Source organism: Streptomyces sp. NPDC012474, assembly GCF_042955185.1.
Classification (GTDB): domain Bacteria; phylum Actinomycetota; class Actinomycetes; order Streptomycetales; family Streptomycetaceae; genus Streptomyces; species Streptomyces cahuitamycinicus.
This window is the reverse complement of the sequence record NZ_JBIBEP010000035.1, coordinates 1-24,233: the sequence shown is the minus strand read 5'-3', so window position 1 is coordinate 24,233 and position 24,233 is coordinate 1. Positions and strand designations below refer to the sequence as shown.

Annotated in this window: 23 protein-coding genes and 4 pseudogenes; 8 read left to right on the top strand and 19 right to left on the bottom strand. The window is 68.9% G+C overall.

Annotated elements, in window-relative coordinates; translation table 11 throughout:
- Positions 1–24 precede the first annotated feature (24 nt).
- From ACFY9S_RS39510 to ACFY9S_RS39500, 3 genes are all read left to right on the top strand, one after another.
- Positions 25–720, top strand: a complete 696-nt coding sequence (locus ACFY9S_RS39510; protein WP_391138796.1) for a DUF3223 domain-containing protein — start codon at positions 25–27, stop codon at positions 718–720.
- An 87-nt stretch (positions 721–807) separates the two neighbouring features.
- Entirely contained in the window at positions 808–1,476 is a 669-nt protein-coding gene (locus ACFY9S_RS39505; protein ID WP_391138794.1) for a hypothetical protein, read from the top strand.
- Positions 1,477–1,731: 255 nt separating this feature from the next.
- Positions 1,732–1,890 (top strand): hypothetical protein, encoded by a 159-nt coding sequence (locus ACFY9S_RS39500; RefSeq protein WP_391138792.1) that lies wholly within the window; start codon positions 1,732–1,734, stop codon positions 1,888–1,890.
- Between the two features lie 134 nt (positions 1,891–2,024).
- On the opposite strand, the gene ACFY9S_RS39495 is transcribed toward ACFY9S_RS39500, so the two are convergent.
- Positions 2,025–2,831, bottom strand: coding sequence for a nucleotidyltransferase domain-containing protein (locus ACFY9S_RS39495; RefSeq protein ID WP_391138790.1), 807 nt, complete (start codon positions 2,829–2,831; stop codon positions 2,025–2,027).
- Positions 2,832–2,982: 151 nt separating this feature from the next.
- Positions 2,983–3,189: pseudogene (locus ACFY9S_RS39490) on the bottom strand (IS5/IS1182 family transposase); the annotation flags it as partial.
- A 3-nt stretch (positions 3,190–3,192) separates the two neighbouring features.
- On the opposite strand from ACFY9S_RS39490, the pseudogene ACFY9S_RS39485 reads away from it, so the two are divergent.
- Positions 3,193–3,279 (top strand): annotated as a pseudogene (locus ACFY9S_RS39485) (HNH endonuclease); the annotation flags it as partial.
- Here the strand turns inward: ACFY9S_RS39485 and ACFY9S_RS39480 are convergent.
- Both ACFY9S_RS39480 and ACFY9S_RS39475 read right to left on the bottom strand, forming a co-directional pair.
- Entirely contained in the window at positions 3,246–4,208 is a 963-nt protein-coding gene (locus tag ACFY9S_RS39480; RefSeq protein ID WP_391138789.1) for a hypothetical protein, read from the bottom strand. The pseudogene ACFY9S_RS39485 and the gene ACFY9S_RS39480 sit on opposite strands and share 34 nt — an antisense overlap.
- Positions 4,209–4,620: 412 nt before the next feature.
- A complete protein-coding gene (locus ACFY9S_RS39475) occupies positions 4,621–4,794 on the bottom strand; it encodes a hypothetical protein (protein ID WP_391138787.1) in 174 nt (57 codons plus the stop codon).
- A gap of 713 nt (positions 4,795–5,507) precedes the next feature.
- Between ACFY9S_RS39475 and ACFY9S_RS39470 the strand changes: the two genes are divergently transcribed.
- Positions 5,508–5,876, top strand: a complete 369-nt coding sequence (locus ACFY9S_RS39470; protein ID WP_391138785.1) for a hypothetical protein — start codon at positions 5,508–5,510, stop codon at positions 5,874–5,876.
- Between the two features lie 255 nt (positions 5,877–6,131).
- On the opposite strand, the pseudogene ACFY9S_RS39465 reads toward ACFY9S_RS39470, so the two are convergent.
- From ACFY9S_RS39465 to ACFY9S_RS39440, 6 genes and pseudogenes are all read right to left on the bottom strand, one after another.
- Positions 6,132–7,076: pseudogene (locus tag ACFY9S_RS39465) on the bottom strand (sugar nucleotide-binding protein); the annotation flags it as partial.
- Between the two features lie 569 nt (positions 7,077–7,645).
- Entirely contained in the window at positions 7,646–7,948 is a 303-nt protein-coding gene (locus ACFY9S_RS39460) for a hypothetical protein (RefSeq protein WP_391138783.1), read from the bottom strand.
- A 10-nt stretch (positions 7,949–7,958) separates the two neighbouring features.
- On the bottom strand, positions 7,959–8,324 hold the full coding sequence (locus tag ACFY9S_RS39455) for a hypothetical protein (protein WP_391138781.1): 366 nt from the start codon (positions 8,322–8,324) through the stop codon (positions 7,959–7,961).
- A gap of 154 nt (positions 8,325–8,478) precedes the next feature.
- The gene (locus tag ACFY9S_RS39450) at positions 8,479–9,081 is read right to left on the bottom strand and encodes a DapH/DapD/GlmU-related protein (RefSeq protein WP_391138779.1); all 603 of its coding nucleotides are present in this window, start codon (positions 9,079–9,081) and stop codon (positions 8,479–8,481) included.
- A 46-nt stretch (positions 9,082–9,127) separates the two neighbouring features.
- The gene (locus ACFY9S_RS39445) at positions 9,128–11,149 is read right to left on the bottom strand and encodes an alpha/beta fold hydrolase (RefSeq protein ID WP_391138777.1); all 2,022 of its coding nucleotides are present in this window, start codon (positions 11,147–11,149) and stop codon (positions 9,128–9,130) included.
- 127 nt (positions 11,150–11,276) lie between these two features.
- Positions 11,277–11,777: a GNAT family N-acetyltransferase gene (locus ACFY9S_RS39440; protein ID WP_391138775.1), complete on the bottom strand. Its 501-nt coding sequence runs from the start codon at positions 11,775–11,777 to the stop codon at positions 11,277–11,279.
- 281 nt (positions 11,778–12,058) lie between these two features.
- On the opposite strand from ACFY9S_RS39440, the gene ACFY9S_RS39435 reads away from it, so the two are divergent.
- Positions 12,059–13,504 (top strand): NF041680 family putative transposase, encoded by a 1,446-nt coding sequence (locus ACFY9S_RS39435; RefSeq protein WP_391138819.1) that lies wholly within the window; start codon positions 12,059–12,061, stop codon positions 13,502–13,504.
- Here ACFY9S_RS39435 and ACFY9S_RS39430 read toward each other — a convergent pair.
- Positions 13,432–13,956 (bottom strand): hypothetical protein, encoded by a 525-nt coding sequence (locus ACFY9S_RS39430; RefSeq protein ID WP_391138773.1) that lies wholly within the window; start codon positions 13,954–13,956, stop codon positions 13,432–13,434. The genes ACFY9S_RS39435 and ACFY9S_RS39430 overlap by 73 nt on opposite strands.
- A 189-nt stretch (positions 13,957–14,145) precedes the next feature.
- On the opposite strand from ACFY9S_RS39430, the gene ACFY9S_RS39425 reads away from it, so the two are divergent.
- On the top strand, positions 14,146–15,456 hold the full coding sequence (locus ACFY9S_RS39425; RefSeq protein WP_391138771.1) for a hypothetical protein: 1,311 nt from the start codon (positions 14,146–14,148) through the stop codon (positions 15,454–15,456).
- A gap of 451 nt (positions 15,457–15,907) precedes the next feature.
- Here the strand turns inward: ACFY9S_RS39425 and ACFY9S_RS39420 are convergent, their stop codons facing one another.
- From ACFY9S_RS39420 to ACFY9S_RS39400, 5 genes are all read right to left on the bottom strand, one after another.
- Positions 15,908–16,786: a hypothetical protein gene (locus ACFY9S_RS39420; protein WP_391138769.1), complete on the bottom strand. Its 879-nt coding sequence runs from the start codon at positions 16,784–16,786 to the stop codon at positions 15,908–15,910.
- 67 nt (positions 16,787–16,853) lie between these two features.
- Positions 16,854–17,111 (bottom strand): hypothetical protein, encoded by a 258-nt coding sequence (locus ACFY9S_RS39415; protein ID WP_391138767.1) that lies wholly within the window; start codon positions 17,109–17,111, stop codon positions 16,854–16,856.
- Positions 17,112–17,251: 140 nt separating this feature from the next.
- Complete coding sequence (locus ACFY9S_RS39410) at positions 17,252–17,635, bottom strand: hypothetical protein (protein ID WP_391138766.1); 384 nt, start codon at positions 17,633–17,635, stop codon at positions 17,252–17,254.
- The gene (locus tag ACFY9S_RS39405) at positions 17,596–18,471 is read right to left on the bottom strand and encodes a hypothetical protein (RefSeq protein WP_391138764.1); all 876 of its coding nucleotides are present in this window, start codon (positions 18,469–18,471) and stop codon (positions 17,596–17,598) included. The genes ACFY9S_RS39410 and ACFY9S_RS39405 overlap by 40 nt, the downstream gene beginning before the upstream one ends.
- 571 nt (positions 18,472–19,042) lie before the next feature.
- Positions 19,043–19,729, bottom strand: a complete 687-nt coding sequence (locus tag ACFY9S_RS39400; protein WP_391138762.1) for a hypothetical protein — start codon at positions 19,727–19,729, stop codon at positions 19,043–19,045.
- 297 nt (positions 19,730–20,026) lie between these two features.
- On the opposite strand from ACFY9S_RS39400, the gene ACFY9S_RS39395 reads away from it, so the two are divergent.
- Positions 20,027–20,476: a hypothetical protein gene (locus ACFY9S_RS39395; protein ID WP_391138761.1), complete on the top strand. Its 450-nt coding sequence runs from the start codon at positions 20,027–20,029 to the stop codon at positions 20,474–20,476.
- 609 nt (positions 20,477–21,085) lie between these two features.
- Here the strand turns inward: ACFY9S_RS39395 and ACFY9S_RS39390 are convergent.
- From ACFY9S_RS39390 to ACFY9S_RS39380, 3 genes and pseudogenes are all read right to left on the bottom strand, one after another.
- Positions 21,086–22,237 (bottom strand): annotated as a pseudogene (locus ACFY9S_RS39390) (relaxase domain-containing protein); the annotation flags it as partial.
- Positions 22,210–23,127, bottom strand: coding sequence for a rhodanese-like domain-containing protein (locus ACFY9S_RS39385; RefSeq protein ID WP_391138759.1), 918 nt, complete (start codon positions 23,125–23,127; stop codon positions 22,210–22,212). The gene ACFY9S_RS39385 and the pseudogene ACFY9S_RS39390, both read right to left, overlap by 28 nt.
- A gap of 342 nt (positions 23,128–23,469) precedes the next feature.
- Positions 23,470–24,233 (bottom strand): RHS repeat-associated core domain-containing protein (locus ACFY9S_RS39380; RefSeq protein ID WP_391138757.1); only part of this gene is annotated, 764 nt, incomplete at its 5' end.

Below are 24,233 nucleotides of genomic sequence, written 5' to 3'. Positions count from 1 at the left end.
ACACCCGACAGGCAGGAGAACCCCGTGCCCAGAGGCATCACCATCGGTGCGACCCACTACCCCACCAAGGAGGCCGTCCGGGACGTCTACCGCGGCATCGTCCAGCGGTACGGCGTCGGCGGTGACGTCACCGACCCCGACGACGACGCGTTCCTCCGCGGCCTTCTCGAACGTCACCCCGAGTACGACCTCAAGCGGGGCCCCGGCATCGCGCACTTCCGCGTCATCGCCCACACCGATCATGGCCGCAGAAGCGTCGGGCTCGCCCTCGTACGGCTCGATGGCGAGGTGGCCGACTTCTCGTGGAATGCCTGCCTGACTCCGCTCGGACACCGCACCCAGGTGCTCGCGGCGTTGCGGCACGCGGTCGCCGATCAGGTGGCGGCCGCGCGGAACGCGGTGCTCGGCTCCGGGCAGCCGCTGGTCTGCTCCGTCACAGGGGCACCGATCCCGTCCGCTGCCGAGTTGCACATCGACCATGCGGACCCGACGTTCCTCGTCCTGGCCGAAGGGTTCATCGCCGAGAACGGTGGCGCGGACGTTTTCCGGATCCTGCCCGACCCGGGTTCCGGGGTCAGTTACATAGAGCTGGAGGACAAGGTGCTTGAAGGGCGCTGGCAGGACCACCACCAGGAGCGTGCCGTGCTGCGTCCGGTGCTGAAGCGGGTCAACCTGTCGGACCTGCGGCGGGCGGATGGGCGCGGCACTCCCGCTCCATGAACGGCTTCCAGCGGGTCGACGGCGGGGAGGACAACGCCACCGCCGGTCTCACCTGGCCATTCACCCGACCGACCCGAAGGAGGCCCTGTGGGGCGCACCATCCACGAAGACGCCGCAGAGGCCGAGCTGGCCGACATGCTGGCCGACCCCGACCAGGCGAAGCACCTGCACACCGTGGCCGCCCGGCTGCGTGACGGACGCTTCCCGGACTGGCTTGCCGCCATGGTCGGGCAGACGCCGGCCCGGGCGGGCTCCTGGCCGTCGCATCAGGTCGCCGCGTTCACGAGCGTCATGACCCGGCTCGCCTTCGGCCGGATCGCCCGCCGCCGCATCCGGGTCGGGGCGTCCCCCGGAGCGGACGCCGACCGCACGGGCAACGCCGCCCGCCTACAGAACCTCCCGGCACCGTTCGTGGCCCACCTGGACATGACCCAGCACGGGGCTGACTGCGACGGGCTGCTGGAGTGGACCGAGCCGGTCACGACGTGGCGCAGCACCGCCGTGCCGGTCCTGGAAACGCACGTGCTCCACGGAGCCATTCAGGCGCCGTACGAGGTACGCCCGGCCTCGGTGCCGCTGGAGGTTGGCTACACCCTGCCGAGCCGTACCTTCGCGCATCTGTTTACCGAGGGCGCCGTGGCTCGCTGGCCGTACGACGACGATGAGATCCACCTCCTGGTCGACCTGGAGCGCGCCGGGCTGCACATGGGCACGCGCCCTCTCCCTGCCGACGTGAAGTCGGTGCAGGTGCTGTAACCCTCTGGTCGACGGGGGCTCGCGGCTTCGGCTGCGGGCCCTCTCGCGTGCTCTCCCCCGTTCGTCTGGGAGGCGTCTACTGCGATCGGAGCGCGTTGGCACAGGTGCCGCATTCCACTTCCGCATGTTGGGCGGGAGCCACGGTGCGCCCGGTCCCGCGGGCTGGTAGTTCACCCGCTCCATGTCCAGGGTCGGCTTCCCGCAGAACGTCCGGTCGTCCGCGTCTCCTGAGACGTCCGGGTCGGCCGGTGCCGCGTGTACCGCCTCGATGTAGAAGACCGGATCGCCCGGCCCGAAGTCCTCGGACAGTTCCTTGCGCAGCTCGCGCAGCACGACGATCGCCATGTGATCACCTTCGGTGCGGACCGCTGCGGCCGCATCCTGGACCGCCGCAAGTTGGGGGCCCATCCTTAGCGCCAGGTCACGTGGAGGTGCTGGATCACCTCGTGCGTGTTTCTAATCTGTAGGCAGGTGCAGTTCGGCGAGCGTGGCGCCGGGCCGCGCTCCGCTGGATGGTTGTGTCGGTGAGAACGGCCTGGCCCTGCCCATCAGGGACGCGCGGCCTTCTCGCCGTGCACGGCTGTGTATTCGGCTGCAAGCCAAGGGCCAAGGTCGTTGATGAGCATCCCGAGCACCGTCGGGTCGGGCGAGGGTGCACGACCAACGGACGCGGCGACACGCATCTGCTCGACGCGCTCGGGGTAGTAGCGGCCGAAGAACTCGGCGGACTGGTCGAGGTCACTGGTCCAGCCGCCCCATCGGGGCATGATCAGAGTAAATCCTGTGCGGACGATGCGACGGCCGACGAGACGGCTGAGGGTCCGGCGATCGGCGTCCGTGGTGGCTTCGGCTGCTTTGGCACGCCAGCGTGGAAGCACGCGTGCGAGGTCACCGTTGGTCTCCCGCGCGAGGAGGGCCGTGGGGCGGTAACGGGGCAGTTCTTTTGCGAGGTCAGGGCCCAACAACGGGGTGCAGAGGCAGGCGATAAAGAACCCACCATCGTGACGTTCGACGTCGCTGAGCAGAACCCGCGTGCTGGTCAGCAGGATCCCGACGCCATCGATCTGCGGGAACGCACCGTCGAGTACGGCCTCGATCGCTTTGGCGTCAGCGCGGTCGGCCTCGCTGGGCTCATCATGGAGGGCGAGCTGGAGGTCGAGGTCTGAGACTCCGGGGGTGGCGGTGCCCCGGGGGATACTGCCGTAGAGGTAGGCACTGTGCAGGCGCGTATCGTCGAACGTCTCGGTGATACGAGCGCGGGCCGCATCGACGACGGGGACGAACGCCGCTGGCACTCGATCCAGTGCGCCTTCTCGTGCGATCGTTCCGTCGCGGTCCAGCCCTCGTTCGTTCATGGGGCCACTGTGCCGTGTGCTGCTGTGTGCTGCCGAGCGGATTTCCCGGGCGGTGTGGCGTCCGTGAATTGCACCGCCCAGACTGGGGCAGCAAGAAGCGGAGCCAGCGCGGGACGGAAGAGGTGCCGGAGGCGGCCGAGGAGTGGCTGCGTCAGCTGTCGGCCGACGCGGGTTTCCTCGGCCAGCTGGGCGTCGCCCCTTTCCGCGCGAGGCGCCTGGTCATGAGGGTGATGGCGGCCCAGGTGATCAGGGTCTCGGAGTGCTGGACGAGCCGTTCGTAGTCCCGGGCATGCCGGCGAGCGTGCATCATCCAGGCCAGCGACCTCTCGACGACCCAACGGCGGGGCAGGACCACGAAGCGTCCGACCAGGACCCGGCCCAGTGGCTTCCACCCGCCGCTGACGCGCACTGCCGTTACTCCGCTGAGTGGGTAGCCACCAAGCTTCGGCGCCTGCGGGCAGCGCCGCCTCCCCGGAGCGGATGAGGCTCTTGGAGAGCTTGGCGCCCGTCTCGGCGACGATCATCGGGCAGAACAGCCGAGCGGGCAGTTGGCCGCGGGTCAGGCCGGCCCACGGCCTGGAGTGCGCCGTCGACCAGGAGGCTCCCGGGCATCCAGTCGGTGCCCTTGACCATCACCTGCAGGACGTCGGCCTCCGCGAGCGCGGCGAGTTCCTTGACCATGTTCCGGTAGAGCGTGGCGAGGTCGAGGTAGCCGCCGTCGGTGGGCGTGATGGTGGCCGTGTAGGGGCCGTGGTGCAGGCAGACCGCCGATACGCGGGCGAGGCCGCGGCCGGCGCGTTCCACACGGGTGCGCTGTGCGTACTTCTCCGCCCACCCGCAGGAGTGCGGGCAGGGCACCCGCAGGTGCGGGACTCCCGTGGAGGGGGCGAGCCAGAGGCTTGCGGCGTCCAGGCGCGGCAGCACCCGCAGCCACGTCTCCCGGAACAGGCCGGTCGCCTGCTGCTGCGAGTAGGTTTCCACGCCGTACGGCACGGCCAGCCGCTCGGAGAGGGCGTCGAACAGGGGTTGGTAGAGGGTGCCGACCAGGCGGGCGATGCCGTCCGTGCCGAGGGCTTGGGCGTAGGCCCGCTGGTAGCGGTGCCCTGATACGGGGTCGGTGACCAGCTCGTGCGGCGCGTTGTCCAGTGCCGAGAACCTGACCTCCACGGGCAGGCCGTGGCGGTCGTGGAGCCGGGCGGCCGTGGCGAACGCCATCGACTGCACCAGAGAGGTGCCGGCGTGCGGGGCACCGTTGATCTGGGTGCCCACTACCAGGGCGATCCGCTGCGGCTTGCTGGCGTGGATACGCGGGGCGAGGACGTCCTCGACGTTCGTCAGGGCGTTCGCAAGGACGGTGTTGGGGCTGGTGAGCGTCATGCTGGTGCCTCATCTCATGTCTGTGAGCTGCTGTGACTGCGTGGAGCGGTCCGGGGGGGCAGCCGGGGCGTGGAGTCACAGGAGGCGGACTCCGGCCCTGGGCGGCCGGGAGCCTCGGCGGGTCAAGGCGCGGGCCCCCAGCGGCGACCCATGCGGCCGCGGGATCCATCCCTTGTGTCAGAACTGATCCAGTAGGGCCCGGCGCCCGGGCCCCGGGTGCGCCACTGGCCCTTACCGCTGTTGTGAGCCATGCGGGCCAAGGCAGGCGCCTCGGGGCCGTTCTCGTGCCAGTGGCCGGCACACCGGTCGGCGACGTAACGCGTGACGGCGGCGATATCGAGCCCCGGCGGCCGGGGTGATGAGCGCCGCCAGGAGCAGGCGCGGCACAGCGCTCGACGAGGGGGGGTAGGTGCTACTCAGGAGTGTCGGTGACCACGAGGAACTGATCGCTGCGCAGATCCATGACGACCCAGGCGTTGCGGCCCTGGGTGCGCTGGGTGGCGGCGTACTCGTCGGCCGGCCAGGAGCCGCGGGGGCCACCGACGGGGAACCGCTCCAGGACGGTGCGCGGGGGCTGGTCGGACATCAGGACGCCTCCTCTTCGGTGAAGGAGAGCTGGAGTGCGGGGCGTGCTGTGCGGGGCGCGGACGGCCGGGGCGGGGCGGGCGGCTCGATGCGTTCGAGGTCGGCGTCAGCGAGGATGCCGAGCTGTCCGGCGGCGGCCGCGCGGGCGGCGAGGGTGATCGAGCGGGTGTGTAGGTCCGCAATTGGAATGTCCCGTTCCGTCGTGACGACCTGCGTGTTCTCGCACTGTCTCATTCAGCTGGCCCGGCATTCTGTCTCACGATCTTGTCCCCCCTCGAGGGAGGGCTGCCGCCGCTGTCCGTCGGTCATCCCGGCTTGCCGAGGGTTGGCCGGCCACCCGACACCGTTCGCATGCTGCGCCTTCGCCAGGCTTTCAACACGCTCGTCGTTTGGCGATCAACCCCTGACCGGCCTCACGGGCAAGTGCTCCATTGGACAACCATGTCCTGGGGCCAGAGTTTCTCTATATCTGGCCGAGGGTGAGCATGGCCCCCGGTTCTTCCCGTAGAGCGCGTCCATTGCCGAGGTCACGGCTCCTCCAATCCGCGCAGCGCCTGCCCCACGGACAGGGGGACCAGCCGTCGGCCCGCATCGGGCTCGGTCAACGGCGTACCGTACAAGACAGCTCGGCTGCCACCGAGCGAGATCTCCTCGATCGTAAAGTCCATGTGGTTGGCTGCAACGGTGTGTGTCGGGTCCGGTGGAGGTGAAGCCGTGCTGGAAGGTGTCCTGATCTCTGAGAGTCTGCGCGTCGGCGCGGAGCTGGGCGGGGTTCCCCTGCGGGTTTCGAAAATCACGCGGGTGGAGGCGAGTGACGCCGTGGACGAGCAGCCCCAGCGATGGACGCTGCTGAACTTCGCCGCGGAGGATCGTGATGCCGAGCGTCTGGCTGAGCAACTGGCAGCCGTGCTCTCTCCCACGGGAGGCTGGTATGCCAACTTCAACACGCCCGAAGAGGCGTTCGTCGTTTTCGCGAACAAGGTCTTCCGCTATCCACGCGGGCAGGCTGAGGGGCGGCGGCAGGCGCAGGAGTATGGACGTTCCGTGGGCGTGCCGGATACACAGCTGGACTGGGGAGACTGAGCGCCGAAGTTCCTTCCTTCCGCGCGGGGTGATTCAGGCTGAGAGAGCTGGCTGGCCACGTGCCCTTCGAGATTGGAGACCCGAGTCGAGGAGGTACTTTTGGCCGTCGACGTGGAGGCGCGGTTGCGCGGACGACTGGCAATTGGCGGAAAGGCAGTTAGGGCTTTCCACAATCTCGGAGCCCCAGTGCCGCAGGCAGGCCCCAGAAACACCGCGGCAGTCAGACGTCAGCTGGTTCTGCCTCTACTTACTTGCTCACGGCCGGTGGCCCGGCCATCGGTACTCTTCTATCGGCCACTGCCGAACCCGTTTGGACAGCACGGCCTCCCAACCTTGAGCGAGGGCAGCGCGGACGATGTCATCCCGATCGTCGACCAAGCGCACGCGGCGGTCGCCCGTGTGACGCCGGATCTGCTCGAAGAAGGCAGGGTCCGGTTTGGTGACCCCGTCGCGCTCGGAGTTGATGACCATGTCGAAGATCCGGTGAAAGCCGTAGCGGCGCTCCCACAGGGAGAACGATGCCAGTGGTCCGTTGTTCGCCAGGATGAGCGGTGCGGACGGGGGCAGGGCGCTTATCTTCTTCCAGAAGTATGGGTTGGGGGCGTACGCGCCAGCGACGTCCTCGGCCTGCTCCAGGTGGCCGGTCCGGTGTTCCCACACCTGCTGCCCGGTCCAGAACTCCGTCTCGTGCTTGCGCCACTTCCGGCCGGCGAGCACGACACCCACGCAGTCGAAGACGGTTACCGGCTCGTCAACCGGTTGCGCATTCCAGCCTCGGCGCTCGCTCGGGAAGACCACTTCGGGAACTGGGCGCACGGCCGAGCCGGGTGAGGGGACTAGCGTCACGTCGGTGCGCGGCTCATCGTCCACAACGGGCTCGACTTCGAATCCCCACCGAGCGGCTGTTAGTTGGAGAAACTCGTAGGCGGACAGGACTTCCGCACCGACCACATGCCTGACCCCGGCTTCTCCGGCGCGTTCCATTGCGGTCACGGAGGAAATGAGGTCTGGCACGTACGTCGGTGTCGACATCCTGTTGTCGGCGGCGGTGATCCGCTGGACCGTGGCGAAGTTGTGTGCCCTGTTGGTGCCTTCGTCGTACAGTTCGGACACCCGGACCACCAGGGAGCGTGACGGGGCGGCGGCCAGAACCGCCCGTTCACCGCTGAGTTTGGATTTCCCAAAGGTACTGTCCGGGCAAGGGTCACTGCGGTCGTCCTTGCGGCCCGTGCCGGAGAAGACGTATTCGGTCGAGAAGTGGTGGACAGCAAGAACGGCTGGGCGAAGACGGCCGTCACATCCTGGTCGAAGTCGGGGTAGAGCAGTCGTGTCAGCTCAAGGCGGGACTCGTAGACGACGTGGTCGCGCATGGTTGACGACCAATACATGCCGGAATAGTGCTTCGGACCCTCTCGCCAGCGGAACGTACGCCAAGGGATCGAAGGCTCGAAGGCATCGATGCCCGTAGTCGACCAGACAAGGTCCTCGTCGATCTTCCCGTCCGTACGACAGAGACTCATCGAGACTTCGCCGATCACACGCAACATGCCCCACCCCCGAGCAGCAAGAGCGGGGCGCAGGCGCAGAGCTCCCGGTCTCGATCAGCTGCGACGTCTCCACGATCAGGTTGGAGAGGGCAGCTGAATAGGTCGAGACCGGGAACAGCACTACGACGGGTGAACGATCAGACGGGCGTTCGTCTCACCGCAGTGTCCCTTGGGCCGGACAGAGGCCACCATCAATGAGAAAGGGAGACGCGAAATGCGAACCTACAGGGTGATCCGGTGGTGGCCGTGGTCGATGCGCAGGTGGCACAGCTGGCAGGCGGCGAGCAGGTTCTCGTCTCGCACGTCTTCGGGGGTGTGGTTGAGGTGGGCGGTGGTGAGGCCGACCACGGAGCCGGTGTCGGGGTGGATCTGCTCGTGGACGGCCGGGCAGCGGCCGCCCGGGTGCGCCAGGCCGCAGTGGCCCGTGCACTCGCAGCGGCCGCCTGCCCGCTGGAACCGGATCCGCGCGCTGATCTCGTTCCAGTCGCGTGGGTACCGGTGCAGGTTCTCGGGACGGATGGGCACGGCGGCTCCGCTACTCGCCGCCGGCGGCCTGGCGGTGCTCGAAGGCTTCGAGCAGCTCGCCCAGGTCGTTCGGCTCGGGCGCGGCGCCGACCCACTTGCCGCCCTCGGTGAACACCTCCACCTCGGTGGTGTCGGCGTCGAACCAGCAGACGTACGGGCCGTATCGCTCGATGACCGCCGTGGCGACAGCGGCCGGGTCGGACAGCTGCGGTGCGGTCTCCAGCACGGCGAGTGTGGTGACGACCAGCCACATCGGCTCGTCCGGCGTGCGGGGCAGCCGGAGGTAGCCGGTGACGCGGAGCTTGTCGCCGGGGACAAGGTCGTGGATGACCGCGTGCGCCAGCTCCGAGTCGGCGACGCTGCACGGCAGGATCATCTCGTCCGTGCGCTCGTCTTCCCTGTCAAGTTCTTGTGTTCAGCTCTGCGAGGTCTCCCGGGGACTCGCACCGCCTGCTGCTGAGTGCCTGCCCGCCAGGGGCTCGCCCGTCCCGAGCGTCGGTGCTGGTGGGCGTGGAACTCCGCCACCAGCCCTAATGCCCGGCGGTACGTGTCGTGAGGTCCTCGTCCGTGATGGGGCGGACCACCCGGCAAGGGGTTCCGACCGCGACGGTCATCGGGGGAATGCTGCGGCTGACGACACTGCCGGCGCCGATGACCGACCCGTATCCGATGCGAACGCCGGGCAGGACCACCGCGTTGCTACCGATCCACACCTTGTCCTCGATCACGATCGGTTCCGAGAACCGTCCGAAGTCAGCGCGTCGCGAGGGATGCACCGGGTGTCCCGTCGTGGTCAGTGTCACGCTGGGCGCGATCATGACACCGTTGCCTATGCGGATGTCCACGTCATCGACGAACGTGAGGTTCACGTTCCCGAAGAAGTCGTCGCCGATGTAGACGTTGCTGCCGAACCCGGCGTGGAACGGCGGCAGCAGCACCGTGCGCTCACCGACCGAGCCGAAGATCGCGACGAGCAGCGATCGACGCTTCTCCGTTTCGCTCGGTGGTGTGTGGTTGTACTCGAAGATCTGCTCGGTGCGACGCCGAGGGGCCTGGAAGGCCGCTTCCGACTCGGTGTAGACGAGCCCTTTGGCGATCTTGACCAGCACTTCTTCCTCGTAAGCATGCGTCACAGCGGAACGTTCCCTTCTCCGATCCCTCGGTCATGAAGATGATCAGTTAAAGCATGGCGGGGCGCCGCCACTCCTGTCCGAGGACATGGTGGTCGAGGAAGTTCAGCACCGTCTCGTACATGATGCGGATGTGGTTCGGCGCCGCGATGGCGTGGCTCTCGTCCGGGAAGTGCAGGAAGCTGACGGGCACCGCGAGCCGCTGCAGATCGCTGTGCAGGCTCAGTGCCTGGCCCATCGGTACGCGGTAGTCCTTGCCGCCGTGCACGATCAGCATCGGCGTCGTCACCTTCGCCGCGTGGAAGTGGGGCGAGTTGGCTTCGTACCGTTCGCGCTGCGTCCGCGGGTCGCCGAAGATCTTCCGGAAGTACGCGTGCATGTCCGTGTCGATCTGGAACGCTTCCAGGTTCCACATCCCGGCGTGGGTGACGATCGCCTTGAAGCGATCGGTGAGGGTCGCGGCCCGGTTGGCCAAGTAGCCTCCGTAGGACCAACCGGCGAGGCCGGTCCTGGTCGCGTCGAGGTCGTCGCGTGCCAGTGCCGCGTCCGTCAGCGCGATGAGATCACGGTAGGGCTGACCGCCATACTGGCCCCGGCCGCGCTCCTGCATGCGTTGCCCGTAGCCGGTGGACAGCGCCGGATCCGGTAGCAGCACCGCGTAGCCGCGCGCCGCGAACGGCCATGGGTTCCACAACCACGTCCAGGCGCTCCAGGACCTTTGTGGTCCACCGTGCGGGGCGATGATCAGCGGCGCTGGGCGCTCGGCCGAGACGTCCTCGGGCAGAGCAAGCCAGGCGCGCAACGGGAAACCGTCGTCCGCCTCGACGTGCACTTCGGTCAGCGTGCCGGGGAGCGAGTCGAGGCCGCCGGGGGCCCTGAGGAAGGCGGGTTGTTGATCGGCTGTACTGGCGTCCAGCCGGACCACTCGAGGCGGGCTGTCGATCGTGCTGCGCAGTGCGTAGAGGGTGGTCCCATCGGGCGACACGCAGAGCGAGGCGTAGGCGCCGGAGGCGGTCAGGCGGGTGATCGTGCCGTCCGCGTCGCGGCGGAAGATCGGGCAGTGGCCCCGCTCGTCACCGGTGAACCACAGCGTGGTGTCTCCACGGATCGGCGAGAGGACCGCCCGTCCCGGCCACGGCCAGTTGTCGAACTCCGGCAGGAGGTCGGTCTCTTCACCCGAAGCCAGGTCGAACGCGACAAGCGTGACTCGCCACTCCGTGTCATAGGTCTCCTCTCGCTGGCGCTGGGAGACCAACGCCGAGCCATCGGCCGTGAACGCCAGGCGGTAGTACTGATGACCAGGGCGCGAGAACGAGTGGCGCTCGACGCCAGTGGCCGCGTCGGCGACCACCACGACATTCGTGTCGGGAGCGCTGCCCGTCGCGGCTCGCGTGTAGGCCACCAGCGATCCGTCCGGCGAGAGCGCCATATCTCCGATGCCCGCCAGACCCTGGCTGCCGGCGTTCACCGGAGCCCCCTCGGAGTGCAGGACGAAGGTGTGGGGTTCGTCGGGGCCGAGGGCTACGCCGAAGGAACACGTTGTGGTCGCCTCGTACAGAACCGCGTTGACCATGGCGCTCTCGCGCTCCCGGCGAAGTTCGGCGTATGCCTCGGCATTCACCGCGCCCGGCAGCAGATCAGCGGTGTAGGCGACCGTGCGGGAATCCTTGGCGACGGCGAAGGCGGATATGCCTCCCGGGTGGTGGGCGACCTGCCTGGCCTCGCCGCCCTCCGGCAGTGCCCACAGTCCCACACCCTGGCTCTCGCTCTTCTCAGCGGCGGAATCTGTGTTATCGCGGCCGGAGAGGAACAGCAGTGTGCCGTCGGCAGCGAAAGCGGGAGCGAACTCACCCTGCACGGACCGAGCCACGAGGCGACTCTCGCGCTCGCCCGAGGGGTCCACATCCCACAACCTCGAAACGTACCTGGTTCCCTCGTCGTTGATGATCTGCACGGACGCGATCAAGCGCGTTCCATCGGGCGCCAGGACCAAGCCGGTCAGGCGGGGAAGTACGGCGAACAAGTCGTGGAATGAGTTGGCATCATCCAAGGCGTGGATCATGACGATCATCCTGCCCGCCGCACCCGAACTGTGACAGGGATCCGACGATCTGAGGGGACCGGAACCGAGGAGAACCGGCTCGGCGGCGGTGCCTCCGATGTGGCGGAGCCACTTCGAACTGACCGCAGCGCGTCTCCTACGGCAGGGAACGGGTGAGCCACACCAGTTCACCGCTGTCTTCGGTCGAGACGTGGTCGCGCTGGAACCCAAGCTTTTCGAGGACGCGAAACGATGGCGCGTTCCAGGGACGCACCGTCGACCAGAGCCGTTTCCGCCCAGTCGCGATCGCCGCGTCGAGCACCGCGAACGCCGCCTCGGTGGCATAGCCCTGTCCGTGCGCGCACCGGAACAACTCGTAGGCGATCTCTGGCTCATCAACGGAAGCCCGACCGACAGTGAGCCCGCAATACCCGATGAAGTCGCCCACATCGCGGCGGATGACGGGCAGCAGAGCAATCCCTGTCAGTGCCGACGCAGCGCGCTGATCCTCGATCATCCGCCGGTTGTCGTCGATCGACGGTGTGCCACCACCCCGTTCGGCGACAAGCGCGCGATGGGCGTCGATGTCGGGTTCGGTCCACTGACGCAACGTCAGCCGAGCGGTGTCGAGTTGGAGCGGCATCGGCGAATACGGCATGGCGACACTCTATCGACGCCGCTCCAAGCCGGGGCAACTGCGATCACGTGGGATGGACAGCTGTGGTCTGTCTCAACGAACCGAGCCCACGCATCATGCAGGTCAGCGGACGCAGCTCAAGGGAGCGGGTTGAAAAATACTTAGCTTGTTCTTTTTCTTCCGGTCTCGAACGGTGTCTCGTACTGAGTCGCTCACCTGGGGGTTTGCCGGACGTGGGGGCGGCCTTCGTCTGATCCTGTGCTCCGACCAAGGTGCACGTGACCGAGACGAAGGCCGTGAGGGTGAGTCTGCTGCCTGATGTTGTGCGGAGTGATGCGTTCGCGGAAGCGTCACGCTTCCGGGGCGAGTTCTACGAGTGTCTGACCGCTCGGCGCGACGAGTTGTTCGAGCTGACGGATGCGGTGCTGTGTGCGGACGGTGCGGTGAAGTCCCCGGTGGACCTGACGCTGCTGCCCGAGCATCGGCGTGGGCACGGAGCGATGTACGGAGGCCTGAACCACGGCCGGATCAATGTCGAGCAGGTGCGGACGGTGCTGGCCGGGCTGTCGCTGCCGCGGTTCGACGGCGGACGTCTGGTCCTGGCCGTCGATGTGTCGCCATGGCTTCGTTCGGACGCGCCGTGCTCGGCCGAGCGGCTGTTCTGCCATGTCTATGGCCGGGCGAAGACGGCGTCGCAGTTCATCCCGGGCTGGCCCTACTCCTTCGTCGCCGTCCTGGAGCCGGGCGCCACCTCTTGGACCGCGATCCTGGACGCGGTCCGGCTCGGACCGGTGGACGACGCCACCGCGGTCACAGCCGCCCAGCTGCGGGGAGTCGTTGAACGGCTCATCGCCGCGGGTCAGTGGCGGGCCGGGGACCCGGACATCGTGATCGTCAGCGATGCCGGCTACGACGTCACCCGCCTGGCCTGGGTCCTGCGCGATCTGCCGGTCGAGCTGGTCGGCCGGGTCCGCTCCGACCGCGTCATGCGACTGCCGAAGCCGCCTCGTGTCTACGACCCGAAGGGCGGCCGGCCGCCAAAGCACGGCCCGGAATTCCGCTTCGCCAAGCCGGAGACCTGGCCCGAGCCCGCGATCACCACGGTCACCGCAACTACCAACTACGGCAAGGCCGAGACGCAGGCATGGGACCGGGTCCACCCAAGGCTCACCCACCGCTCCTCATGGCTCGACCATGACGGTGAACTTCCCCTGGTTGAGGGCACGTTGATCCGGTTGAAGGTCGAGCATCTGTCGAAGGACCGTGATGCCCCGCCGGTGTGGTTATGGTCCTCCAAGACCGGCGTCACTCCGGACGACGTGGACCGTTTCTGGCAGGCATTTCTCCGCCGCTTCGACCTGGAGCACACCTTCCGCTTCGCGAAGCAGACCCTCGGCTGGACCACCCCGAAACTCCGTAGTCCCGAGGCGGCGGACCGCTGGACGTGGATCCTGATCGTCGCTCACACCCAGCTCCGGCTTGCCCGGCCCCTCGCCAAGGACCTCCGCCAACCCTGGGAGAAGCCAGCTGCCTCCGGCCGGCTCACCCCCGCCCGGGTCCGCCGAGGGTTCAGGAACATCCGCGCTCACCTGGCCTGCCCGGCCCGTGTTCCCAAACCTCGAGGCGCCGGCCCCGGACGGCCACCCGGCGTCAAGAACAAACACCGGGCACCCCGCTACGACGTCGGCAAGACCGTCAAACGCCCCGAGACCCTCAAGGCCATCGGCAAGCCCGGAAGATCTTGGTAGATAAAGAACAAGCTGAGTCCCAAATCCGCCAGTGCCCGGTCATACCGGCTCGGCTGCAGCCCCACCCTGGCCCCAGCCGGACGGGCCACCTCAAGGACCCGGCCCGTCCCCAGATCCCGCTTGATCACCCGATGCAGCGTCGGCAGCGAGGGCACACACTCCACGCCCCACTGCTCCAACACCCCCTCCTCCTGGGCCCGGAGCATCCTGCGCCGCAACTCCGCGATGCTCCCGCCCGCCTGAGCCAGGACCTCCCACAACGCGTCACTCAGCGAAAACCCGTCCTGCCGCGGCCGCGCCTCGACATGGCCCCGGCGTCCATCGGCCAGCCACCGCCACACCGTCCGCTCCGACACCCCCGCCAACTCCGCCGCGATCCGCACATGCAGCGCCGACAGCGTCCCCTGCCCGTCCACCGCCAGAAGCCGCCGTACCACCACACCCAGCGCCAACGGCACACCCCCGGCCAGCGCAACCCCAGCCGGCCCCGCCCCGCCGTTGACCTCACCCGCCGGAACCCCCGAAGCCGTCATACGGCCCAGCCCACCCGACCCCGCCAGCCCCTCCCACAGGAACAGCGAAACCCATGACAGCCAGCAACCAACCTGCTAGCCACACCACAACAGCCGCTTGGTCACCCCATGACAGCAACCCACAACCCCGCCCCACACCCCCTACCAAGGCATCCACACCACGAGCCCGTTGACGCCCACCCGCTGCCACCCCACCGCCCAATCACACCGCTGTTCAAGGCCTTCGGAACCTCTGTCCTGACCAAGTCCGGTGTCTTCGACAGCATCACGAAGCAGTACGGGAACAGCACCGGCAGTTTGTTCCTGGCGAAGTCCGGTGTCTACGACAGCGTCCTGAAGCAGTATGGGCGCGGCATCGGCGCTCTTTCTTTCCTGGAGCCGCAGAGGTCGATATCCCTCGGTGTCCTCGACTCGGTGAAGCTGGGGTCTCTTCTTGATGAGTCCTTCTTCGGCAGTTACAAGACGGCCACGCTGGGTCTGGATGCCTTCCGGGGCAGTGGCAGCGTCGGATCTTGGGAAGCTGACCCGTTCGGCTGGGGGAAGGGCCCGGTGACGACCGGAATCTACGACGGCGTGTTGAAGGCGGCCGTGCTTGACCAGCTCAGTGGCAGCGTCTTCCCGGCGGCACGTGGCGCCGCTGCTTCGGTCCGGCTACCTGGTCTGCTGGACAGTTTCACCGCGCCCTTGGCGCCGAGCCTTCCGCGCCGGGCGGAGGAGCTGGCAGATCTCCTGCTTCCGCCCAATCTGCAGGACTTCTCCAGTAGCGAGTGGTCTCAGCTAATCGACATCACGACCGATGCTGGGATCGGCCTCATGCGGGCTCCCAGCGCCGGGCATCTGCGCGCGCTTCTCGGGGAAGACAGCCGGGAGGGGCGCTACGCCTACCTCCTGCAGCATCAGGACGAACTGCTCGATGAGCTGAGCGCAGGGATGCAGGAGGTCACCGAGGAGCCGCTTCAGGACCTCGTGCGGCTTGGCATGCGGGCCATCGAGTGCGCGAGAGCCGGCCTGTGGGAGGGTGCTCTCGCCCTGGCTACGAACGTTCTGTACTCCGCGATGGAAGAGCACGGGATCGAGTGGTACCGCCAGGAATTCCGCAGTGTCCGCGACCACAATAACCAGCCGATCCGAGGCATCAACGGCCCCGGAGCGACCGTGGAATTCGTACTCAGCAACGCCCCGATGCCCGAACGCCGGGTCGGAATTTTCGACCTGCGCACGCACCTGGTAACCCGGCCCATGTCCCATGTGTTCAAAAACAGTGCGCTCGTGCAGGACCAGCACAACCGTCACGCGGTGTGCCACGAGGCTTCCTACACCTCGTTGCGAGAGGTGTACGTCCTGCCTGCCATGCTCAACATGCACGCCCTACTGCGGGTACTAGACGAGAAGATGTCAGAGGACAGCCCAAGCCCTTGATCCGATTGCCTGCGGGTGCCGCGGCGAGACGCTGACAGCGCGGAACAGCGGGCTCCGACTGTCCGAAGCCCGCGGCTGCCCCTCCCCCGGCCAGCGGTCTACTCCTCCGGGGAGACGCCGTGCGCATCCGCAGCGCCTCTGGCCGACCTGCTCCAGCACGGCCCCTCCGCACCCGTGTGGCGTCCCGTCCACGATCCCGCCCAGCGAGTCCGCTGGACGGAGTCCGGCATCGCCAGACCTGACACGACGCCGCCGCAGACGCGGCACGGGTCTGTACTGCGCTTCACCGGCAGACCCTCCGTAGCGAAGTAGTCGGCCACCGCGGCCGCCACATCGCCGGACCGTACGACCCGGACGCGTTGTTCACCGGTCTGATTCGTGAACAGGTCGACCGTGCACGCCAACAGCAGAAGGCTCGGAAGGGCGTCTCCGAGAGGGCCCCGGTCCAGCGCTACGGCGACGCTCCGCCCGCCGCGCCCCAGCCTCCGAGAAAGTCGGACAGGGCGCGGCGTTGCTGTTCCTCACGAACAATCTGTTCGGCGAGGACGCTGCGGTCGATGTACGGGTCGACGGCGGCGAGCACCAGGCGCCGGAGTTCGTCGGGTTCGAGGGCTTCGACCTCCCACTGCACGGGGCGGTCGATGTCGAAGCCGTAGCGGCGGGCGAAGGCCGGCCACCTCGGATCGCCGCGCTTGCCCTCGGTCGCGGGCAGCTCGTAGGCGCGCACCTGCTCGTAGGTCAGCAGCACCCGCTCGGTGTGGCTCCAACAGCCCGTGCGCGCCACCCAGTCCCGCTCGATGTCCTCGCCCGAGCAGTCGAAGTCGCCGACCACCAGGAGCACGGCGGTGCGCGGGTCGGCGGTGACGCGGTCGTGGACGACGTCGGCGTACGACTGCGAGCCGAAGCCGCGGACCACCAGGACCGGGATACCCGCATCGGCGAGCCAGCCGGTCAGCTGCTGGCGCAGGGTGTCCTTCTCCGCCGCGACGTACAGCGCGTGCTCCTGGCCCTCGGTGCGGTCGAGGCGGAACCAGTCGGGCATCTCCGCGAGGAACGCGTCCGCGCCCGTCCAGGCCGGCGGGACGTGGACCTCCCGGACGGTGTCGATCAGGTCGGGGAACCGGCCCTCCCGGCGGGCCTTGGCCAGCTGCGCGGACAGACGGCGGTACATCGGCGCCGTGTGCGGCAGCGTTCCCTCGGAGGCCAGGCGGTACATGACCTGGCGCAGCGTGACCTTCATCGGCGCGTACCCGTTCACGATCTCCCGCGCCCGGTCCACCACGGACGGCCACCGCACCCGCTCACGCGCCATACCGGTACACGTACCCATCGCCGCCGCCGTGGCGTAGCCGGGCCCCGGGCAGGCCCCTCCGGACGGGGGCGTGCCCGGCGGCGGCCTACTCCGGGCCGGGGTCGCGCAGCGGATTGCGGTGACCGCAGTCCCAGCACTTCACGCTCTCCGGGAGCTTCTCGTACCGCGTGCCGGGGACGCCGAAGGAGCCGTCGATCCGAAATCCACCGCAGCCCTGGCACGGTGTGGCGTGGAAGGGCTTGTCGCAGCGGAGGCAGATGCCTTCCGCGCTGGTCTGGTCGAGGCGGGTAACTCGGGTGTCTGCGCTGCCACATCGCGCGCAGAACGCTTCCTGGGTCTTCATGGTTCCGGTGTACATCAGATTCGCGACGTCGTTCCCCCCGCTCCGATCCGAGGCGTCGGTGGCGGTCGCAGAGCGTGTGACACCGGAGGGGCACCGCGGGCCCGAAGAACGCTGATCCCCTGGGCCCGTGGTGTACCAGGTCAGGGTCGCCGGCGGAACCAGCCGCGGCCCCGGCCCGACTCGGGGTCCTTCTCCGGCTCCGGCGGCGCGGCGGCCTCGAGGCGGCCCGCTTCAGCGGCGGCCTCCTCGCGGGCGACGTCGTCAGCGTGGCACGGGCCGCACACGGTCTTGTCCCCGGCCCGTACGGCGGTCCGGTGCACGGTGATCTCCTCCCAGCGTTCGTTGGTGAACTTGCGCCCGCACCGCGTGCACACCGGGCGCTCCGCCTCCCGCTGCGCGGCGCGGCGCTGCTTGTCCTCCGTGTCGGCGCGGGCCTCCTGGGCGCGGTAGAGGGCGTGGCCGTCGGGGTTGTCGAGCGCGTCCGTCAGCGTCTGCTCGCCGTCCCGTCCCAGCCGCCGCCACACCGCCGCACCGCCGCACCGCCGCCATGCGCCTGGAGCTGCTCCAGGGTGGTGACGACAACGGGCACCGCCTGGCGGTAGTCCCGCGCGGTGACCGCCTTCGGGTAGAGGGTGTCGTACCGGCGCGGCGCCCAGTAGCGGCGGCCAGCCTCCTCCAGCACGGCGACCGTGTTGGTGACCTTCACCTCGGTGGTGTCCGCGAACACGAACGCCACCGGCACCAGGCCCTCCCGGCCGGTCGGCGGATAGACCCGGCGCCACAGCCGCTTCTCGTGGTCGACGTGCTCGATTGCGTCCGGCCGGGATCGGGCGAGCTCCACGGTGCGCTTGTCCGCGTCTTTCGGGAGCAGCCGGCCCCACTCCCAGTACTGGTGCAGCCTCTGCACCAGGTCGTGCGCGTCCTCGGTGCGGCGGTCGATCTCCAGCAGCATCACCGGCACCCCGGCCGCCGGCGCCCGCACCACCAAATCCGCCCGCTGCACGAAGCCGCTGCCGAGCCGGTGTCCGATCTCGGTCTGAAACCCGAGCCGGTGCCCGATCCCGGCGCGATGGAGTTCGGCGGCCGTCGAGGTGACCGCCGCGGCGTGGTCGTCGTAGCCGGTGCCGAGCAGCTCCCCGGTGACCGGGTCGTACTTCTCTTCACGCAGCACCGAGACCCGTATGCCCTTCGGCTCCAGCAGCTTCTTCGCCTCGCCGTGTCCTCGTCTGGTGAGCACCCACACCTGCCGCTGGTCCTCCTGCACCGACTCGATCCTCACCAGGCGGTGGTCCTCCAGATCCAGGAGGTTGTCCCGCGTGAGCTTGTCGTGCTGGTTGTCCGGACGGGTCAGCTTCCACAATTGATCGGGCGTAGCCCTCTGGAAGATCCCCAGCGCTTGCAGCAGCTCCCGGCGTCGAGGCCCGGTCGAAGTCCTCCTGTGCCTGGGACGCCTTTGGATATGGGTTGTCGGACCTGCGGCGTCCCCCTGTCCGCCGGGTCTGACCTGCGGAAACGCCCGGACCTTGAGGTCGGGGCGCGGAGGGGGTGACGGAGGGGCCCACGGAGGGGGTCTTCCGGGCCGGGTCAGGGGTCTGCTCAGGCTCGTCGGCGGTGCTCGCCACGGAGTGCTCCTGGAGGGTGGGGCGGGCCTATCCCGCCATTCACCTTCTACTGGTTCGGTTTTCGGCTCTCGTGTGACGCCGATCTCGGAAAACCTCTCCGTCGTGACCGCATCGTGATCAACCCGGTGTGACCACGGCCGATAGATGGCCTCACCCCAACGTGTTGCCGCAGGCCAGAGGGGGCGAAGTTTCGTAGTTGGCCTGAGCGACGACCGGCAGTTGGCCCCGATCGGGCACGAAAGCAGCCTGACAGGCCAAGATACGCAGGTCAGCTGGCGCGGACCGTCGCTCCGCGCCGCGACGCATGTGTCACGCCTCCTCCTGCCAGGGGAAGCCTTCCGGGTCCGCGGCGGCACGAGCCCAGACCCGCTCATCGTCATGGCCGCGGATCTGGTCCAGAAACGGGAAGTCCTCCGGCTGCACGGCCAGTTTGGCGACAGGGGTCACCGGCACGGGACTTGCCCATTGTGCCGGCTGCACCAAGACATCGCCGACCCACATCCGCGGCTGCAGCTCAAAGGTGCCGGCGGGCAGCAGGTACACCGTGCCGGGACGCCAGGGCTGCTGCTTCAGCGCCCGCGCGCTGATGGAGAAGTAGTAGTGCGGCTCGCCGAGCCGCTCGCTGCCGTTAGCGACGCGGGCGCAGCCATTAATCAACGACATCGGGTGGCGGGCCCGGTCCAGGATCGCGTAGTACATCGGCCAGAGCCCGTCGCCGGCCGCGAAGACCGCGCGCCTGTTGCCGAACTCGCTGCTGTCGTCCGGCTGCCGGGGTTCGAAGCGGCTGATCGCCGGGTCGCCCGAGCCGTGCAACAGCAGTCTGCCGCGGTCTGCGGCATGGCAGAGGAACTGCCATTTCGGGGCCTCAAGCCGGTAGCTGATGGGCTCATCGGGACCGTTCGCGAGCGCTTGCTCCAGCAGTCGGTCGAAGGATGCCGACGTTCTGCGGTCCGGGGGTGGAGCAGGACGCGTCATCCAGTGCGCAGGCAGCTTCATCAGAGCAAGCTATCCAGCGCACCGCTCGGGACACCACGAATCCGGCTGGACGCGCTCCCCGGTCAGCAGCGAGGCAGGCCGACCATCAGCAAGATCCGGCTCATCGCAGCCACCGCTGGCATGACGTCTGAAACAGGCACTTATCTCTCGGAGGGGCCATTTACCGGTCGTCGTCACACCCGGAGGGGGGAGAGTTCTCCCCCCTCCGGCGGCCGGACTCTGTCCACAGGGCCGCGGTTCGAGGGTGGCTTCGAGGTCGCCGCGATCAGCGGGGCGGCCCGTACGTGAGGAGCTGTCATGCCCGAGAACACCATCACCGCGCCGCTCGCCCCGATGGAGCCGGAAGACGTCGCCGACGCCTTCGCCTACATCCGGGCGCTGCAAGCCGGGGACATCGACACCGCCGGCGCGGTCGCCAATGACACGGGCCCGGAGCTGCGCCGGCTGCTCCTGGACGTCGCTGCACGCATCGTCATCCCGATCACCGCCGTGGACCACTGCGATGGGGAGCCGTGTGCGCACCCCTTCCTGGCAGCGGCGCTCGGGCGACTGCTCCTGGAGGTCCTGCGCCACGGCGACGGCGCCTGCCTGGCTTTCCCGCCGGGCATCGCCCAGACCATCGTCCGCTTCACCGAGAACATCCTCACCGAGGAGCACGGCGACGTCGCCGACGTCCTGCGCCAGCTGGAGGCCGCGGGGATGAAGCAGGCGATGGAGGCGCACCCAGCGCACCGCACCACCGCGTAGCCGCACCTCCGGGACGGCGGTGGTGCGGTCCACCGGCATCGCCGCACCGCACTGGGCGCGCGCCACAGCCGGGCGGGCTCCCTATCACACACCCCCTTGACCGCGACCTGATCGCAAGCCGAAACCGGCGATGTCAAGGAGAAACGTCGCGGTAGCAGAGGTGGACAAGGGGGTGTAGCGGAGCCGGACAAGGGGGTCGCGCGCGTCCGGCCGCACCCGGACAAAGGGTCGGCCGACGGCGGGTGCACCGGTGCGGTGCGGAGCGTCGGGTGCGGCGCACCGGCGCGCGAGAGAGTGCCGTGCGTCGTCGGAGTGGTGCGGTGCCGGACGCGGTGGCGCACCATCGCGGTGCGCACCACGGTGGAGTCCATCGTCGTCCGGCGCACCGGAGTGGGCTCCACTCGGTGGAGCCCACTGAGTGGAACCCACTCGATGTTCTGCATCCGGTGGCGATGCGCGACATCGGCTGGACTCCACTCAGTGGACGGTGCCCGACCTCGTCACCACAGCCGGGCTCCTGGTCCTCGTCGAGCGCGGCGGCCATCTGCTCGCGGGCGGCACGGGCGCGGGCGAGGGCTTCGTCGGGGTTGGGCTGGTCTTCCGGGGTGCTCACGTGACTCCTCCTGTGGTTTCGGCCCGGTGTGTGCGGGGTGCCGGGCTGCTGGGTGTGCGGCGGCGGTCCCGCCGCGGGGGCGGGCTGCGGACGCAGGCCGTGGGCGGCTTCGCGTGCCCGCCTGCTGTCCTGGATCGTGGCGGCCACCTTCGCTGCGGCGGCTTCGAGGGTCTGGCGGGTCTGCTCCACCGCGTCGACGTCGACGCCGGTCTCCGGCTCCATGAGGCGGCCGTCCTTCCGGCCGGTACGGAACGGCCGCGGGTGCGACCTCGAGGCGGCGGGCACCGCGACGGTGTACGGGCGGGGGCGGGAGCCCAGGCGGTCCGCTCGCCGCGCGGCGCGGACCCGGGCGGCCAGGGCGTCGGCGGCGAGGCGAGCCCGTTCGTACGGGGCCGCCGTGCGGTTGCGGGTCAGCGGGCGCAGCACGGCCTGGTCCTCGGTGTCGCTCGCGTACAGGGCCCGCAGATCGGCGGTCATCCTCCGGCCGCGCCCGACGGGGCGGGTGTAGTCGTCGACGACCGTCTGCACGATTCGTTCGTCCAGGCCCGGCTCGTGGGGTCGGCCGCGCAGGACGTAGGCGAGGTGGCGGCGGGCTTCGGCGAGCAGGTGGTGGCGCGCGAAGGCGCCGCGCATCACGTACACCACGGCGACGACGTCGACGGCCGCCAGCGCGATGTCGACCACCGGCCGCACCCGCGCCCACACGGCCGCGGCCGCCGCGCGTGCCCGCTCGGCGAGTCGGTAGACGGTGCAGGCGCCGAACGCCCGGATCGCGGAGTCCCGCCATCGCTCGCGTAGCTCGGTCTCGACAGCAGTTCCGTGCGCTTGGGTGGGCGGGTCTGGTCGGCGGCCTGGCAGGCCAGCGCGTAGGAGGCCCGCTCCCCCGGCGCGTGCCCGTGCTTCTCTTCGTACTTGGCCGTGAGGACGGGCAGCGCGTCCTCGATCTGCTGGCGGCGGGTCGACTGCCAGCCGATGAGCCGCTGGTCGATGCCAGCAATGTCCATGACGGGCCTGCGGCCGGGCGTCACCTCGCGCGGCTCCCACGCCCACCCAAGCCGGGCGGACACCTCCTCCATGAAGTACAGGATGTAGAGAGTGTCGGCGGCGACTATGTGGGCCATCAGCGAGTCCGCCGACAGGTTGCCCCACGTGTAGGTTCTCGCTTCCGATGGCCCCTGGTAGGTCGCTGACCAGCACCCGATGCACTCCGTCTCACGCCGTGCCCCCGCGAACCTGTCTCACTTCCGTGTCCTTTTCCCCGCCGGTCAACAGCAGTTGAGACAGTCCGCAAGCCGTTGACCTGGGATGTCTTATTCACGGGACACACGGGGGGCCATCGCTCATGAGAAAAGGAAATCGGAAATGCGGACCTACACGACCCCCACTTCCCATCCAGGCGCTGCCCCTTCACCGACAGCAGCAGATGGTCATGGAGCAAGGGCCGCCCGGAGCGCGCCTCATAGTGGCGGAAGCGCGCGGCGACCAAACCGCCGGGCGGCCGCACCCGGTAGATCCCGTCCTTGCCATACCGGATCACCGCCTCCGTGCCCTGGGCGAGCTGCTGGCCGTGGGCGAGCTGCTGGCCGTGGGCGGCGGTGTAGTCGTCCGGTCCGCCGTCCAGGACGGCGATGTCCGTGTGGCCGGCGCGCTCCAGAAGGCTGGCGGCGGTCATGGCGCGCTCGCCGTGCCCGCAGGCCACGACCGGGCCGGTCGGGGCGTCGGCGGCGGACTCGTTCAGGGCGCCGAGCTCGAGGTGCACGGCGCCGGGGACGTGACCGGCGGCGAACTCGGCTTCCTGCCAGACATCAACGTAGGGGCGGCCGGTGGCGCGGTCGGCGGTGAGGAACGCGGTGGTGGCCTGCGCGTTGCCGTCGGCGAGCCAGGTGTCCTTGCCGAGGTGAGGCGGCCGGCGAGGCGCTCGTAGCCGATCTTGTATGCCTGCCAGACCGGTCAGCGACCTGCACAGCCTCGGGGGCACCGCGGCGGGCGCCCTCGGCGACCGAATGCTCGCCAGACCCCCGCTAGGAATGGGTGCCATGCGCGGACTCGGATCGGTGTGGAAGAAGCGTGGCGGTTCCCGGCGGGCGGAGACGTCCGCCGGGACCGAGCCGACAAGGACGGTCGCTCTCGCTCACCTACCGGCGCTCGCCATCGGCCCTTCGACGCTGCTTGTAGCGCCTGGCTCCGCTGGAAAGCAGAACGACGAGCAAGGCGGTGCCCGCCATCCACAGCCATGCATCCGCCTTGTCCCAGTTCCGTTGCCAGGGGTACATGAAGACGAGTATCAGAGCTACCAGGAGAAGGAACCCCGCTATTGCCCTTGTTGCTTTCATCGTCTTCACCTTCTGCGAGTGCGAGTCACTTCGTCAGTCAACTGCCGTCAGCCTCCGAAGCCACCTCGAAAGACTGGCATGAAGGGAGCTACGAGGCCGCTGGCGACCCCTCCCAGCGTTGCTCCCTCCGTGCCGGCACCGACTGCGGCAGCGGTGCCGCCGGCCGCCGCACCACCCCAGAGCCCAGCAGTTACCGCTCCGGCTGCGAGACAGGCTGCCCCGGCGGTGGCACCGCACGCGGCACCGACCACGAGGGCCGCTGCAGAGATGCCTGCTGCTCCGCCGACCGCGACCGCAACGCTCTTCCAGTCGAACAGTCCTGTGGGATCTATGTTGTTGATGGGGTCACCATCTGCGTAGAGGTAGGGGTTCTGCTCTTGTCCCGACGGGTCGGGTTGGGTGAAGCGGCCGAGGCTGGGGTCGTAGTAGCGGTGGCCCATCTTGTACAGCCCGGTCGGGTCCAGGTAGGCGCCGGTGTAGCGGTGGGGCTGGGGGACGGCCTCGGTGGTGGTGCCGCGGGGCAGGCCCGTGGGGCCGTAGGCGTAGGTGTGGGTGCGCTTGCCCGTGTCGTCGACGAGGCCGAGGACATTGCCCGTGGCGTCGGTGAGGTAGTAGTAGGACTTCCCCCCAGTCGTCATGGAGTTCAAGGTGCCCACCGGTTCGCGGATGAATCCGGTGTCCACGCCGTTCGTCGTCGTGGACGCCAGGCCGAGCGCGGTGTGGTGGAACCACGTCGAACCCAGCTTCGTGCGCTCGGAGTTGTCCGTGCCCGCGTGGACCAGGTCGTAGCCCTTGCCACCAGCCGTAATCC

Coding starts and splice junctions, on each gene's coding strand:
- ACFY9S_RS39480 (WP_391138789.1), bottom strand. CDS start 4,208: ATGACGCTCACCAGCCCCAACACCGTCCTTGCGAACGCCCTGACGAAC.
- ACFY9S_RS39440 (WP_391138775.1), bottom strand. CDS start 11,777: ATGCCGTATTCGCCGATGCCGCTCCAACTCGACACCGCTCGGCTGACG.
- ACFY9S_RS39395 (WP_391138761.1), top strand. CDS start 20,027: ATGCCCGAGAACACCATCACCGCGCCGCTCGCCCCGATGGAGCCGGAA.
- ACFY9S_RS39400 (WP_391138762.1), bottom strand. CDS start 19,729: ATGAAGCTGCCTGCGCACTGGATGACGCGTCCTGCTCCACCCCCGGAC.
- ACFY9S_RS39445 (WP_391138777.1), bottom strand. CDS start 11,149: ATGATCGTCATGATCCACGCCTTGGATGATGCCAACTCATTCCACGAC.
- ACFY9S_RS39420 (WP_391138769.1), bottom strand. CDS start 16,786: ATGGGTACGTGTACCGGTATGGCGCGTGAGCGGGTGCGGTGGCCGTCC.
- ACFY9S_RS39415 (WP_391138767.1), bottom strand. CDS start 17,111: ATGAAGACCCAGGAAGCGTTCTGCGCGCGATGTGGCAGCGCAGACACC.
- ACFY9S_RS39425 (WP_391138771.1), top strand. CDS start 14,146: ATGACAGCAACCCACAACCCCGCCCCACACCCCCTACCAAGGCATCCA.
- ACFY9S_RS39455 (WP_391138781.1), bottom strand. CDS start 8,324: ATGATCCTGCCGTGCAGCGTCGCCGACTCGGAGCTGGCGCACGCGGTC.
- ACFY9S_RS39495 (WP_391138790.1), bottom strand. CDS start 2,831: ATGAACGAACGAGGGCTGGACCGCGACGGAACGATCGCACGAGAAGGC.
- ACFY9S_RS39385 (WP_391138759.1), bottom strand. CDS start 23,127: ATGGCACCCATTCCTAGCGGGGGTCTGGCGAGCATTCGGTCGCCGAGG.
- ACFY9S_RS39475 (WP_391138787.1), bottom strand. CDS start 4,794: ATGTCCGACCAGCCCCCGCGCACCGTCCTGGAGCGGTTCCCCGTCGGT.